Below are 15,407 nucleotides of genomic sequence, written 5' to 3'. Positions count from 1 at the left end.
CATCAAGATTTCTGCGTTTTCACAAATGCTTCCCAAGCTGCAAACTTCTCTTCACCCATCACTTTTTCCATCTTTACTTGTCCGCCTTTCTTTTTATTTTTAGCATTCCATTCGTGGAAAATCGCTGAATCTATCGTAGTTACTATCACGCCTTTTAATGCTTTTGAACGCGCCACGGCATAGTTATTATTAGCTTCTTTTAGGGCTTCATCCAGCGCATTGGCTATTTCTTCAGCATTTATATTAGTTTCAGAACCCAAATACCAATGGTGATAAAATTCACCATCAATCTTTACTGCAGCAATGGTAAACTCTGGAATTTCAATATCGAATTTCTCCTCCATTTCGCGTAAAGCGACTTCCATTTTATTAACTGAAAGCTGCGATCCAACAACATTTAAAAAGAATTTAGTGCGACCAGTGATTTTAATTTCGGCCTTTTCAATATCTGTAAACGCAATTGTGTCGCCAATTAAATAGCGCCAAGCGCCAGAAACAGTGCTGATAATTAGAACATAATCCACATCTTTTTCAACTTCGGCAATGGTTAATGCGGGTGCATCTCGTAAAAGTGATCCGTCCTCGTTTATGTATTCAGGCTTGAAAGGGACAAATTCAAAATAAATTCCGTTGTCCGTCACAAGTTTCATTGAAGTAGTATCTGGCCTGTTTTGAAACGCCAAAAATCCTTCCGAAGCTAAATAGGTATCAATTACAATAATTGGATGCGCCAACAATTGATTAAAACTTTTTTCATAGGGTTGAAACGCTACGCCGCCAGAAGTGAACACTTGCAAATTGGGCCAAATCTCGTGAATGTTTTTTGCGTCGTGATATTCAATTACCTTTTTCATCATAAGCTCCATCCACGATGGAATTCCGCTGAGAGCGCCAATGTCCCATTTACGAGCATTCTTGGCTATGGTTTCAACTTTTTGGTCCCAATCCTCCATTTGTGCAATCTCTTCGCCAGGCTTGTAATATCCGCGAAACCAAAACGGAATATTGCTAGCGCTAATACCGCTTATTTCGCCTTCTAAAAATTGATCTTGTTTCTCTAAATCTGTACTACTGCCCAACATCATTATTTCCTTTTCGTAGAAATCTGAAGGGATTTCAAAATTCGTTAATGCACCAACTTGTTTAATCCCAGTGGTGCGGATGGCTTCAATCATTTTTTCGGTTACAGGTATTCTTTTTGAAGTTTTCCCTGTTGTTCCGCTGCTTCGGGCAAAATATTTGGGTGAGCCTGGCCAACAGATATCTTGCAATCCTTCTTGAGTTTTGCACCACCATTCAGACTCCATTTGGTTATAATCGAAATACGGCACTTTTTCTGAAAAGGATTTCTGAATATCGTTAGATTCAAGAATTTTTGAGAATCCGTAATATTTTCCGAAAGCAGTATCCTTTGCACTTTCAAGCAAATGTTTTAAAACTTCTTTTTGCGATTCAACAGCCGATTTTTCTGAAACTATTGCTCCGCGAAGATCGATCGCTGTTTTTATAATGGAACCGAGTATAGCCATTTTTAAATTTTTGATGAAGCTACAATTTTTCAGAAAGTTTGAGGAAGGAATTAAATCAATTTTAACCTTTTTTATATGCGTGGCAATAATGGTATCTTTGCAAAAAAAAAAGAGATGCATCACCCAGACTCCGTACGATTGAATAAAGCTATTAGCGATAGTGGTTACTGTTCCCGCCGCGAGGCAGATACTTTAATTGAAAGAGGCCGCGTGACTGTAAATGGCGAAAAGAGTACACTTGGAGATCGAGTGATGCCGGGCGATGAACTGCGAGTAGACGATAAACTTATTACTAAAAATGATACCGAGGTTTACATAATGCTAAATAAACCCGTGGGTATAACCTGCACAACAGATACCCGTTTTGATGATAATGTAGTAGATTTTGTAAAGCATCCAGAGCGTATTTTTCCTGTTGGGAGATTAGACAAGCCTAGCGAAGGATTGTTGTTATTGACTAATCAAGGCGATATTGTAAATAAAATACTTCGTGCGGGAAACCAACACGAAAAGGAATACATTGTAAAAGTTGATAGACATGTTACAGATGAATTTGTAAAAAGAATGGCTTCCGGAATCCCTATTTTAGATACGGTTACAAAAAGATGTAAAGTTGAAAAAATCAGCAGGTTTGAATTCCGGATTTTTTTGGTGCAAGGTTTAAATAGACAGATTCGAAGAATGTGTGAATATTTGGGCTATGAAGTTGTAGCGCTGCAGCGAATTAGAATAATGAATTTGGAGTTGGGCGATTTGCCAGTAGGGCAGTGGCGCGATCTTACTGCGGAAGAGTTAAAAGCTTTAAAAGAATCTGTAAAAGACAGTGATGGCTTACCGAAGGATTATAAAAAGGAGAATCGTCAAAAATTAGAAGAAACTAAAAAACCTGAAGTAATTAGACGGGAGGAGCGCAAGTTAAAAAGTGAGCAAAAAAGCACAGGCGGAAAAAGGAGAAGAGGGCCTAATTAGCACCATGAAAAAACCGCGCACCGATTGAGTAGCACGCGGTCATTTCAACTAACTAACCAAATTAAATTTCAATTATGAAATCTCAACCATTTTCTTCAAAGCTTTCTTTTCCTCTATTTTTGGAAGAATAATCTTCAAAACACCATTTTCATAGTTGGCTTGAATATCTTCTGTATTTATATTTTCTGGAAGTGTAAAACTACGTTCAAAATTGTTGTAGTTAAACTCTCTTCTCGTATAACGTAAATCGTTATCTTTTTCCTCTTTCGATTCTGCTTTTTTTGAAGCTACAATCAATGTATCTTCCTCAGCCTCAATAGTAAGGTTTTCTTTTCTAAAACCCGGAATTGCAAGTTCTATTGCAAAATTCGTCAAATTTTCAATAATATTAACCGCGGGAATGCTAAATGTTTCATAATTGTGATTTAAAGCATCCAATTTACTGTCCATTAGTAAATTATCTAATAATCCTGGCAGCCAAATGTTACTTTTATTAACTGTTTTCATATCTATATATTGTTTTGAGTTTTAACTTAATTTCTCCATTCAATATTCAATTATAATTCCACAACTCGAAAGTGGACATTTTGTCGTAATTCTTGTTATTTAATATGACTTTATGTCGCGCTTCCGATCTTCATTTATAACATTAATTCCTTTTTAAGATTTAAAGCATATCGTTTCAGTACTTTTATATTGCTAACTAAATCGCTATGAAAAAAATATTCAATCGTGTTTTTGATTTCTTCAATACTATAGAAAGCAAAATAGCTTTCTATCCGACCTTGCTTGCTATTACGGGCTTTATCGTTGCTATTATAATGATTTATCTGGAGGGACGGGGAATTTCGAGAGAAATAATGGACGTATTTCCACTGTTGATGGTGGAAGATGGCGATACCGCATTATCCGTACTTAGCGCTTGTCTTGGGGGACTAATATCATTAATGGTTTTTAGCTTTTCAATGGTAATGCTTCTGTTAAGTCAAGCGTCGAGTAATTATTCTCCACGGTTGCTTCCGGGTTTAATTAGCGACAAGCGACACCAGTTTATTTTAGGTACTTACCTCGCGACGATTCTTTATAATATTTTTACACTTTTCTCAATAGAACCTAGTGAAGATAAATATACTCTTCCGGGGTTTTCGGTGCTTTTGGGTATTGTATTAACTATTATTTGCTTGATAGCTTTTATTTATTTTATTCACAACATTTCGCAGAGCATACAGATTAACAATATTTTGGATGGGATTTTCGCGAAGGCTGAAAGGAGGCTTATTAAACTGATTGATTCAGAAAAGGGGCAAACAAAGGATTTTCCAGATACTTCCAATTGGTTTGAATACAACGCGGGACGCAGTGGCTATTTTCAGAATATTTCTATTCTAAACATATTAAAAACATGCGAACAGGAGGAAACCAAGATTTTTATTACGGTGCCAAAAGGGCTTTTTGTTCTGAAAAATGGAATTTTTCTAAAATCTGAGAAACCGTTGGATGCTAAAATAGTTGATTCCTTAATATCCAACATCAGTTTTGCGCGTGGAGAGCTCGTTGAAGATAATTATGCCTTGGCTTTTAAGCAGATTACAGAGATTGCAGTAAAAGCAATGTCTCCTGGAATAAACGATCCTGGAACCGCAATTAATGCTGTTGATTATTTAACCGATTTGTTTGCGTTGCGGATGCAAAAAGCAGACAACGGAATTATTGTACACGAAGAAAAGGCAAATCTTAGAGTTGCAGTTGTAACGTTTAAGGAGCTAATGTATAATGTTATGGCATCATTGCGTACTTACTGCAAACACGACCCAATCATGGTAGAAAAGCTACTGTGGATGATGATGTATCTTCTAAAACAACCTACGGCCGAAGAATACTATCATAATATAGTAAAAGAAGAAATGACCGCACTTTTAAAGCAGGCTAAAAAATCTTTTGATTCTGAAACGGATGTTGCTTTAATTGAAAAAATGGTTGCAGAACAATTATGATAGCTTTTCAAAATTTTAAGAAGCTCTTCTAAAAGATTATCCTTCATCAATTATAAATGCAAAAAAAAACCCTTCGCAACTGCGAAGGGTTTTTTTAAATAAAATATATTCTTTTTTAAGAAAGTACTGCCTTTACTTTATCTGCAGCTTCTTGAAATTCAATAGCGCTCTGAACGTCTAGTCCACTATTGTCAATCAATTCTTTTGCAATATCTGCATTTGTACCTTGAAGACGAACAATAATTGGCACGTGGATAGTTCCCATGTTTTTGTAAGCATCAACAATACCTTGAGCTACACGATCACAACGAACAATACCTCCAAAAATATTTACTAAAATTGCTTTTACGTTCGGGTCTTTCAAAATTAACTTGAAAGCAGCTTCTACGCGTTCTGCGTTTGCTGTACCACCAACGTCAAGGAAGTTTGCAGGCTCTCCACCAGCTTGTTTAATAAGATCCATAGTTGCCATTGCAAGTCCGGCACCGTTTACCATACAACCTACGTTTCCGTCAAGGTCAACATAGTTTAGGCCTTTTTCTTGCGCTTCAACTTCTACAGCATTTTCTTCGCGAATATCGCGCATTGCTAAATAATCTTTGTGACGAAAAAGTGCATTGTCATCAATACTTACTTTAGCATCAACAGCTATAATTTTATCATCGCTTGTTTTTAGTACAGGGTTTATTTCGAATAAAGAAGAATCAGACTCGTTATAAGCTCTGTAAAGTGCCGTAACGAACTTCGTCATTTCTTTGAATGCTTTTCCACTCAATCCAAGATTGAAAGCAATTCTTCTAGCTTGAAAGCCTAAAAGGCCAACTGCAGGGTCAACTTCTTCTGTAAAGATTAAATGTGGAGTTTCTTCAGCAACCGTTTCTATATCCATTCCACCTTCGGTAGAATACATAATCATATTTCTTCCAGTTGAACGATTTAATAGAACGCTCATATAATATTCTTCAGGCTCATTATCGCCAGGGTAATAAACATCTTCAGCAACCAAAATTTGGTGTACTTTTTTACCTTCCGCAGTTGTTTGCGGAGTAACAAGGTTCATCCCGATTATATTTCCTGCAATATCTTCAACTTCTTTTATATTCTTAGCTAGTTTTACACCGCCACCTTTTCCGCGACCACCTGCGTGAACTTGAGCCTTAATAACGTGCCAGCCTGTTCCCGTTGTTTCGGTAAGTTTTTTTGCGGCTTCCACAGCTTCTGCTGGAGTTGTAGCCACAATACCGCGCTGTATTTCAACGCCAAAACTGTTTAAAATTTCTTTTCCCTGATATTCGTGTAAATTCATAGTATCGGTTTTGTACTTGTTTATGGAACGCAAAAATAACAAATGTTGTAGGAATGGACTAATGTTTTTTAAAGCTTTGTACTTCTGTTTTTACATTGATTTACAGAATTGTAAAAATTAAGTATCTGAGAGGAATGTATTTGGCAATACATTCTTAAATTTGTGCCCTAAATTAAAAAAAACTTATTCTCAAAACCCATGAAAAATCAAGACCTTTTGGCAATTGCCCAAGAATTTGGAAGCCCTGTTTATGTTTATGACGCTGCTAAAATTGAAAAGCAGTATAAACGTTTAACCAGCGCTTTTGATAAGGTGGAGAAGTTGAAGATTAATTATGCAGTAAAAGCACTTTCAAATATTTCAATTTTGAAACTGCTCGTAAATATGGGTAGCGGTTTAGATACCGTTTCTATTCAGGAAGTAATGCTTGGCTTAGAAGCGGGTGCGAAACCTGAAAACATAATCTATACGCCAAACGGAATTTCTTTGGAAGAAATAGAAAAAGCGGCTAAACTTGGCGTACAGATAAACATTGACAATCTTTCCATTTTGGAACAGTTTGGAACCAAACACCCCAAAACTCCGGTTTGTATTCGTATAAATCCGCACGTTATGGCTGGTGGGAATGCAAATATTTCCGTGGGACATATTGATAGTAAGTTTGGAATTTCTATCCATCAAATGCCTTTGTTGAAACGGATTGTTGAAAACACGGGGATGAACATCAACGGAATCCATATGCATACGGGTAGCGATATTCTTGATATTGATGTTTTTCTTTACGCTTCGGAAATACTTTTTAATGCTGCCGAAAATTTCGATAATCTTGAATTTATTGACTTCGGAAGCGGTTTCAAAGTACCTTATAAAGAAGGCGATATTGAAACTAATGTAGAAGAACTTGGAAAAAAACTGAGTAAGCGTTTTAATGATTTCAGTAAAAAATACGGCAAAAAACTAACCTTAGCTTTTGAGCCAGGTAAGTTTTTGGTGAGTGAAGCAGGACAGTTTTTAGTAAAAGTGAATGTAATAAAACAAACCACTTCTACCGTTTTTGCGCAAGTTGATAGTGGTTTTAATCACTTAATTCGCCCAATGCTTTACGGTTCGCAACACGAAATTTCGAACATTTCTCGACCACACGGTAGAGATCGTTTTTACACAGTAACAGGTTATATCTGCGAAACTGACACTTTTGCAAATAACAGACGAATTCCAGAAATACACGAAGGAGATATGCTTTCGTTTCATAATGCGGGGGCTTATTGCTTTACAATGGCAAGCAATTACAATTCGCGTTATCGACCGGCTGAAGTACTTTGGTATAAAGGAAAAGCGCACTTAATTAGAAAAAGGGAGACTTTTGAAGATATCTTAAAAAATCAAATAGCAATTGATTTATAATATTTTGGTTGCTTAAACTGGAATAAGTCTTTTTAATCGAAAAAAATTCACACCTATACTTTTAATGAATAGCGACTAGGCGTATTCAATTAACGCTTATAAAGGAAAAGAGGGGCTTGAAAGGGAAAATGTTTAGTGGAAGCGTTAAATTAAGATGAATAATTTAATTTTTTAGATTATTAAAATAAATATTAGAAATTAGCTTCTATGTTAATAATAATACTATCTTTGCCGCTTATATTAATTATTTATTTAAATACAATGAACAAAGGAACAGTAAAATTCTTCAACGACACCAAAGGTTTTGGTTTTATCACTGAAGAAGGAACCAACAAAGAACATTTTGTACACATTTCAGGCCTAATCGACGAAGTTCGTGAAGGTGACGAAGTTGAATTTGATCTTCAAGAAGGAAAAAAAGGATTGAACGCGGTTAACGTAAAAGTACTTTAATACACACAATTTTTTTAAGACAAAGCCTCCCAATTCGGGAGGTTTTTTTTTGTCAAAGTTTTTGCAATTATTGTAATTGTTAAAATTTTGTGATTTTAACCCGTTGATTCCCAATATTTTATTTTAAATTTATGGAACTAACTAAACCATATTTTTATTATGAAAAAATCGACACTACTCCTAATGGTGTTGTGTATGCTGACTATTCAGCTATCTGCACAGCACAAAAACCCTGAAAAAGAAAAGGAAGCAGCGCAAATGGCCGCAAAACCATCAACCATTTCGCTAAACCAACTAATACAGCAAAAAAGTAATCAGTATGTAATTACTAATGAGCACATAAGCCGAACGAGCGGCATTCACCACATTTATTTAAGACAAGCTATTAACGGTTTGGAAGTGTATGGCACAGAATCTAGTGTTCATCTAGATAAAACTGGTAAAGTTTTAACGGAGCACAATAAATTTCTAACAGATGTAAGTGCAACACTTAAAAGTAATTCACAAGCAATTTCGGCAAGCCAGGCAATCTCTTCTGTGGCTGGACAGATGGGTTACAAAGTTTCCAATCTTCAAGAATTAAAAAGTATAGGCGGCAAAAATAAAGCCGCCATTTATAATAAAGCAGGAATATCTTTAGTGGATGTTCCCGTAAAATTAATGTACTATTATAGAGAAGGAATAGGCACACAACTTGTTTGGGAACTTTCCATAGCCGAAAAAACTTCAACGGATTGGTGGAATTTTCGTGTGGATGCTTCAACAGGAAAAATAATAGACAAAGAAAATTGGACGGTTTCTTGTAATATTATGGATGAACATAATGAGCATTTTCACGGAGAAAATGTAATTGAAATGGTATCAGTCTTTGGTCCTTTAACAGAAATTGAAACGGAGGTAGTAAACAAAAAAAATGCTGTTCCCTCAATTAATGAGCCTGTATCTACTTTAGCAAGCGGTTATAGAGTATATGCCATGCCTATGGAATCTCCAAACCATGGCAGTATGACACGCACCTTGGTAATTGATCCAGAGGATCTTATGGCTTCTCCTTTTGGGTGGCATGATACAAATGGTGCTACTGGTGCCGAATTTACAGTAACTACAGGTAATAATGTTGATGCTCATAAAGTTCTAGATCGTCCAGATGGAACTGCTTCGCTAACATTTGACTTTCCTATTAATTTAGCGCAAGATCCAGCATTAAATACAGCACCCTATATTACTAATTTGTTTTATTGGAATAATATAACGCACGATGTTTTATATCAATATGGTTTTGATGAAGTTAGTGGGAACTTTCAAGAAAATAATTATGGAAATGGAGGATTAGGATCAGACAGTGTTAATGCCAATGCCCAAGCGCCAGGTAATTGTAATGCTACTTTTGGTACTCCTGCCGATGGTTCAAATCCAACAATGAATATGTTTTTATGTAACAACGCTACCCCTTCACATGATGGTAATCTTGATGCTGGAGTTGTTGTTCATGAATATGGCCATGGTGTTTCTAATAGGCTAACTGGAGGTGCTCTAAATGTTGGTTGTTTAGGTAACCAAGAACAGATGGGCGAAGGTTGGAGCGACTTTTATGGTCTATTAGTAACCATTGAAGCCGGAGACACAGGAACTGATGCTAGAGGGGTAGGTACTTATCTTTTAGGCCAACCTACTAATGGTCCTGGGGTTCGAACTCAGAGATACAGTACTGACTTTGCCGTTAACAACCATACATATGATGATATTATTACTATGGTAGCTCCACACGGTGTTGGAGAAGTTTGGGCTACTATGCTTTGGGATATGACCTGGGAAATTATTGCAACAGACGGATTTGATCCAGATTTTTATAATGGTACAGGTGGAAATAATGTTGCCTTGGCAATTGTAACTGAAGGATTAAAAATACAGCCGTGTAGCCCAGGATTTGTTGATGGTCGCGATGCAATTATTGCGGCAGATCAAGCGCTTTATGGAGGTGCTCACTTATGTACAATTTGGCAAGCATTTGCAGATAGAGGATTAGGATTTAGTGCTAATCAAGGATCATCATCAAGTAAAACAGATGGTACAGAAGCTTTTGATTTACCACCAGGTTTTTCAGGTTTTGATACTATTGACGAAGTTTGCCTTTCTGACGGAATTCAAACCGGTCTTTCTGGTGGAACGCCAGCAGGTGGTGTTTACGGCGGTCCGGGTGTGACCGATAATGGCGGTACATTTACTTTTGATCCAAGTGTTGGCGGTCCAGGTTTGGTGACAGTTACTTATACTGTTAATGATCTTTGTAGTGGTGCATCAACTATACTTACTGATGATATTAATGTAACCAATGACCCACCTGTAATTATTTGTAAAGGTTCAGGTGCGATACCAATGACGGGATCAAAATCTGAAAGTCCTGGAGTGGCAATACCAGATAATAATGCGGCTGGAATAACTTCCCTCATGAATGTTACCGAAAATGTTACGATTTCAGATTTAGATATTATTTTAAATTTAACACACACCTTTGTCGGTGATCTTATAATTAAAATAAAATCTCCTGCAGGGCCAACCGTAACAATTGTTGATAGAATTGGTGCACCTCCAGGCACATTTGGGTGTGGTGGTAATGATATAGATGCGATACTTGATGACGAAGCAGCCAATCCAATTGAAAATGAGTGCGCTGGAACTGTACCAACAATCAGCGGATTGTTTACTCCAAACAATCCACTATCAGTTTTTGATGGACAAAGTACATTGGGCGTATGGGAATTAACAGTCTCTGATAATGCCGGTGCAGACACGGGGAACTTAGTTAGTTGGGGTATAGATTACGATTATGAAATTGTTGCTCCAGTTTTTGATGTTACACTTGATCCCTCCGGAAATGCAACTGTAAATGCAGCCGACTTATTGCATAGCGTTACTGTTGATTGCGGTGGTTATACAGTTTTGGCTGGAAGCCCTTTAGCTCCAACAGTCAGTTTTACTTGTGCAGATATAGGTATGAACACGATTCCAGTTGAAGTTACAAACGACAATGGAGCAACTTCAACCTGTTCTGCTATTGTTAATGTAATTAGTGGCGGAGTCGGTGGCCCATTTGTTTGTCCAGGAAACATTATCCAAGACAATGATCCGGGAATTTGTGGTGCTGTAGTTACTTACACGGTCGATACTCCTTCCGGTTGCAGTAGCTCTCCATTGGCAAATGGTATTGCCACGTTACAATTAATTTCTTCAGCAGGTGGTACCGGAAATAGATCTGGAGTTAGTTATAATCCTATAGCAGATAGATATTATAGCGCAAATGCTGGATCTGCTGCGTATCCTTTAGATTGTTTTGATGGTACGACTGGTGCTTTTATTAGCGATGTTGCGAGTGGGATTTCTTATAGAGGTGTGTGGTGGAATGCATCCTTAAGTCAATCAGAAGCAAACGGAGGTTTTACAGCTGGTGTGTTTAGCACTGACCTAGCAGGAGACTGTCCAGATGGTAATTTAACACCTATTTTTCCCGCTAATCAACCCAATAATCAATCTTGTGGAGACCTAGATTATGGTAATAATGAAATAATTTATTACGATGCCGGGTCAATTACACAAGTTGACAGAGCTACAGGGATTACAAGTGGAACATTAGTACTTACAGGAATACCTGTTGGTTCTGTGTATGCCTTATATTCTGTAGGTTATACTGGTATAGTGGGTAGTGAATATGCAATTTATGACAAAACCACCCAATCTGTTCATTTATATGATAGAGCAACAGGTGCATACGGCGCTGCGACTTCAATCGGTTTAACCACGACCGATTTCGGTTTTGCTTATGAAAACAGTCAAGCGTGGATATATGCAAATGACCGATGGAATGGCTACACCATTTTTGGTGCAAGCGGTGCAATTACTCAAACAGCAGGATTGCCAAGCGGAAGTACTTTCCCAGTTGGTACAACTACCAACACTTTTGAATTTGACGATGGGATAAATCCAGTGCAAAGCTGTTCCTTCGATGTTACAATTAATGACATTGAAAATCCGGTAATCACTTGTCCTGGAAATATTATAGTTGATAATGACGCAAATGTATGTAGTGCAGTGGTAACCTACCCAATGCCAACTGTAACAGATAATTGTCCAATAGGTACAGAGATTTTATACGGCACAACTGCAGTAGGTAGCTCAGCACCTTCAACGCTTCATATTATCGATCCATTAACTGGTTCAGCAACTGCTATAGGACCAATTGGTTTTAATAACGTTGGTGGTCTAGAATATGATATTGCATCAGGACAATTATTTGGAATAGGAAAAAGAATTTCAGATAATATGCAAGTTCTATTAACAATTGATCCATCTTCAGGAATTGGAACCGAAGTTGGGGTTCTTACCCCTCAAACAGGCACTGGAGGTTCTCCAGTTTTTGATATGTCTTCGCGACCTTCCGATAATAAAATGTTTATTGATGCAATCCTGGGAGGTGGATGTGTTGATTTAGGCGATATTGATCTTGGAACCGCTGCTATTAATTTAATAGGTTCTACGGGTAGCTGCAATCCTGGTAATGGAATGGCTTTTTCTGCCAACAGCACGCTATATCGTTGTGATGCAAATGGTGGCGGTACTTTGTATAGCGTTAATCAAGTCACTGGTTTAGATACTGCTATTGCAGCGGTTACTTTCAATGGATTTCCACCACTTGCTAATCCAAAATTAAGCACTATGGATTCGAGTATAGCCGACGTTATGTATGTTGGCGTGAATGATGGTTTTGGTGGTAGTGGGCCAAATTATTTAGCAACTTTAGATCTTACTTCGGGTGTAGTTACCTTTGTTGGTGTTACAGCAACAGCTTTAGATGGTATAGCCTTTGCGCGGGACGCTAATGGTGGTCTAACGCAAACCGCAGGTCTTCCTTCTGGAAGTGCGTTTCCAGTAGGTACAACTACAAACACTTTTGAGTATAATGATGGTATCAATCCAATTGTAACTTGTTCATTCGACGTTACTGTGAATGATACTGAAGATCCAGTAATTACCTGCCCAGCAAATATGATAGTAAATAACGATGCTGGTATGTGTGGCGCAGTTGTTACTTACCCTATGCCTACAGCGACAGATAATTGTGTTGGATCAGGCTCATTAACATCACTCTTTGCCTCAAACAATAGTGGTAATTTTGGAGGTGCTGTTTATTTTAATGTTACAATCGCGGGTACTAATTTAAATATTAATTCGCTTGAAGTGAACACTGCTGCCGGAGCTGGTGGCGCATTTAGTATTGATGTTTATACCACGCCAGGAACGCATGTAGGCAATGAAACAAACGCTGGATTATGGACGTTAGTGGGCTCAGGTACTGGAACTGCTGCAGGTATAGATAATCCGTCATTAGCGGTTCTAACTACTCCATTTACTTTAAACGCAGCAACGAGTTATGGAATTGCTATAGTAATGGATGCAACACACGGGCACAATTATACCAATGGAACGGGAGCTAATCAAAACTATTCTAATGCCGATTTATCGATGTCAATGGGATCAGCTTCTAATACCCCATTTGGAAGTGTTTTCACTCCAAGAGTATTTAATGGAACCTTGATTTACGATTTGCCAAGTAGTACTATCTCACAAACCGTAGGATTACCAAGTGGAAGTACTTTCCCTGTTGGAACTACAACCAATACATTTACAGCTACAGACGCGTCAGGAAATACAGACACTTGTAGTTTTGATGTAATCGTACTCGATGTAGAAGCTCCAATAGCTTTATGCCAAACCATTACTGTTCAATTAGATGCAACAGGAAACGTTTCCATAGTAGGAGCCGATGTTGACGGTGGTAGCACAGATAATTGCGGAATTGCTACTTTGAGTGTTTCGCCTAGTAGCTTTACTTGTGCAGATGTAGGAGCTAACACTGTTATGTTGACAGTTACAGATGCAATAGGAAATATAAGTACTTGTAATGCTACAGTAAATGTAGAAGACAATGTAGCACCAACAACAGTTTGCCAAAACATAACTGTACAATTAGATGCTACAGGAAATGTTTCCATAGTGGCAGCAGATGTTGATGGAGGTAGTACAGATGCCTGCGGAATTGCAAGCACTTCTATAGATGTAACAGATTTCACTTGTGCAGATATTGGTCCTAACAACGTAACCTTATCGGTAACGGATGTAAATGGAAATACAAGTACTTGTGTGGCTGTAGTTACTGTAGAAGACAGTATACCACCAACCATTGTATGTCCTGCAGATATAACAGCTAATTCTGATGCTGGTTTCTGTAGTGCGGTTGTAAATTTCGCAATGCCATTAGTCTTTGACAATTGCAGCGCAACGGCTTCTCAAACTGGAGGCCTTCCAAGCGGAAGTAGTTTCCCTGTAGGAGTAAACACTGTAGAATACACGGCCACGGATGCCGGTGGAAATACAACAGTATGTAGCTTTACAATTACGGTAACGGATAACGAGCCACCAACAATGGTCTGCCAGAATATAACGATACAATTAGACGCTTCTGGAAATGCAACAATTGTTGCCGCAGATGTTGATGGTGGCAGCTCTGATGCTTGCGGAATTGCAACATCATCTGTAAGTCCAAGTAGTTTTGATTGTAGCGATGTGGGTGATAACCCTGTAACGTTAACGGTTACAGATATTCACGGTAATTCTAATACATGTACAGCAATTGTAACAGTAGAGGATATTACAGCGCCAGTTGCAAACTGCCAAAACATCACAGTACAATTAGATCCAATAACTGGTGTGGTAACCATTGTAGGAGCTGATGTCGATGGCGGAAGTACGGATGCTTGTGGAATAGCTACTTACGCTTTGGATATTGATACCTTTGATTGTTCAGACGTAGGCGATAACACGGTTGTTCTTACTGTCACCGATGTAAATGGAAACAGCAGTACTTGTACCGCTATAGTAACTGTTGAAGATAACACAAGCCCGGTCTTGGTTTGTCAAGACTTTACTTTGGAGCTTGGTGCTAATGGAACCGCTATTTTAGATCCAATGGATGTAATAGCTAGCAATACAGATATATGTGGCATTTTTGCTGTAGCTGTAGATATTACAATGTTTAGTTGTAGTGATATTGGAACCCCAGTAACAGTTCAAGTGTTTACAATTGATGTTAATGGCAATCTAGCAACTTGTACCGCTGAGGTAACAGTTGTAGATCTTTTAGCGCCTGTTCTCACGTGTCCACTAGACCAAACTGTTGATCCGGGACCTGGGAATGTATTTTACATTCTCCCAGATTACTTTGCAAATGGTGAAGCAACTGCAATAGACAATTGCACAGATCCTGTAACAATAATTTCACAAGATCCTGTAGCTGGCACACCATTATCTGATGGAACTTATACCATTACCTTTACTGCGGAAGATGAATACGGTAACGTATCAACTTGCGACTTTGAACTTATCGTTGAAAGTGTATTGGGTGTAGGCGATAACAATGCAAACATTGGCAGTATACAAATGTATCCAAACCCTGCCAAGCATAGTGTTACCATAGGTAATCCACAAAGTCTTTCACTAGAAAAACTCGAGATCTTTGATATTAGAGGAAGAATGGTGAAAAGCATAGATCTTAGAAGCATGGGCACTGAAAAGGCTATCGATATTTCTGAAATGGCCGCAGCAACCTATATAGTAATTATACAAGGTGAAAACGGTAGAATAACCAAAAGACTTATTAAGGAATAAGTACAGATTATTAATTTAAAAGAAAACCCTTCC

At 37.9% G+C, this 15,407-nt stretch carries 8 protein-coding genes; 5 read left to right on the top strand and 3 right to left on the bottom strand.

Annotated elements, in window-relative coordinates:
* Window positions 1-2 precede the first annotated feature (2 nt).
* The gene (locus tag AC3RVF_RS05400) at window positions 3-1,529 is read right to left on the bottom strand and encodes a GH3 family acyl-acid amido synthetase (protein ID WP_489690721.1); all 1,527 of its coding nucleotides are present in this window, start codon (window positions 1,527-1,529) and stop codon (window positions 3-5) included.
* A gap of 75 nt (window positions 1,530-1,604) precedes the next feature.
* On the opposite strand from AC3RVF_RS05400, the gene rluF reads away from it, so the two are divergent.
* Window positions 1,605-2,498: a 23S rRNA pseudouridine(2604) synthase RluF gene (gene rluF, locus AC3RVF_RS05395; RefSeq protein WP_489690722.1), complete on the top strand. Its 894-nt coding sequence runs from the start codon at window positions 1,605-1,607 to the stop codon at window positions 2,496-2,498.
* Between the two features lie 72 nt (window positions 2,499-2,570).
* On the opposite strand, the gene AC3RVF_RS05390 is transcribed toward rluF, so the two are convergent.
* The gene (locus tag AC3RVF_RS05390) at window positions 2,571-3,005 is read right to left on the bottom strand and encodes an Hsp20/alpha crystallin family protein (protein WP_489690723.1); all 435 of its coding nucleotides are present in this window, start codon (window positions 3,003-3,005) and stop codon (window positions 2,571-2,573) included.
* A gap of 206 nt (window positions 3,006-3,211) precedes the next feature.
* On the opposite strand from AC3RVF_RS05390, the gene AC3RVF_RS05385 reads away from it, so the two are divergent.
* Window positions 3,212-4,492: a DUF2254 domain-containing protein gene (locus AC3RVF_RS05385; protein ID WP_489690724.1), complete on the top strand. Its 1,281-nt coding sequence runs from the start codon at window positions 3,212-3,214 to the stop codon at window positions 4,490-4,492.
* Window positions 4,493-4,607: 115 nt separating this feature from the next.
* Here AC3RVF_RS05385 and sucC read toward each other — a convergent pair whose 3' ends face one another.
* Entirely contained in the window at window positions 4,608-5,798 is a 1,191-nt protein-coding gene (sucC, locus tag AC3RVF_RS05380; RefSeq protein WP_489690725.1) for an ADP-forming succinate--CoA ligase subunit beta, read from the bottom strand.
* Between the two features lie 198 nt (window positions 5,799-5,996).
* On the opposite strand from sucC, the gene lysA reads away from it, so the two are divergent.
* The 3 genes from lysA to AC3RVF_RS05365 all read left to right on the top strand — a co-directional run bounded on the left by lysA (window position 5,997) and on the right by AC3RVF_RS05365 (window position 15,374).
* On the top strand, window positions 5,997-7,202 hold the full coding sequence (gene lysA, locus AC3RVF_RS05375; protein ID WP_489690726.1) for a diaminopimelate decarboxylase: 1,206 nt from the start codon (window positions 5,997-5,999) through the stop codon (window positions 7,200-7,202).
* Between the two features lie 261 nt (window positions 7,203-7,463).
* On the top strand, window positions 7,464-7,655 hold the full coding sequence (locus AC3RVF_RS05370) for a cold-shock protein (RefSeq protein ID WP_026451656.1): 192 nt from the start codon (window positions 7,464-7,466) through the stop codon (window positions 7,653-7,655).
* Window positions 7,656-7,814: 159 nt separating this feature from the next.
* Complete coding sequence (locus tag AC3RVF_RS05365) at window positions 7,815-15,374, top strand: M36 family metallopeptidase (RefSeq protein WP_489692943.1); 7,560 nt, start codon at window positions 7,815-7,817, stop codon at window positions 15,372-15,374.
* Window positions 15,375-15,407 lie beyond the last annotated feature (33 nt).

It is taken from the genome of Aequorivita sp. IT1183 (assembly GCF_058068265.1).
Note: the sequence above shows the minus strand (reverse complement) of the source record. Positions and strands in the feature narration are given on the sequence as shown.

Excerpts from the sequence above, each read along its gene's own strand:
- sucC (WP_489690725.1), bottom strand. The coding sequence starts at position 5,798 with ATGAATTTACACGAATATCAGGGAAAAGAAATTTTAAACAGTTTTGGC.
- AC3RVF_RS05385 (WP_489690724.1), top strand. The coding sequence starts at position 3,212 with ATGAAAAAAATATTCAATCGTGTTTTTGATTTCTTCAATACTATAGAA.
- rluF (WP_489690722.1), top strand. The coding sequence starts at position 1,605 with ATGCGTGGCAATAATGGTATCTTTGCAAAAAAAAAAGAGATGCATCAC.
- AC3RVF_RS05400 (WP_489690721.1), bottom strand. The coding sequence starts at position 1,529 with ATGGCTATACTCGGTTCCATTATAAAAACAGCGATCGATCTTCGCGGA.
- AC3RVF_RS05365 (WP_489692943.1), top strand. The coding sequence starts at position 7,815 with ATGAAAAAATCGACACTACTCCTAATGGTGTTGTGTATGCTGACTATT.
- AC3RVF_RS05370 (WP_026451656.1), top strand. The coding sequence starts at position 7,464 with ATGAACAAAGGAACAGTAAAATTCTTCAACGACACCAAAGGTTTTGGT.
- AC3RVF_RS05390 (WP_489690723.1), bottom strand. The coding sequence starts at position 3,005 with ATGAAAACAGTTAATAAAAGTAACATTTGGCTGCCAGGATTATTAGAT.
- lysA (WP_489690726.1), top strand. The coding sequence starts at position 5,997 with ATGAAAAATCAAGACCTTTTGGCAATTGCCCAAGAATTTGGAAGCCCT.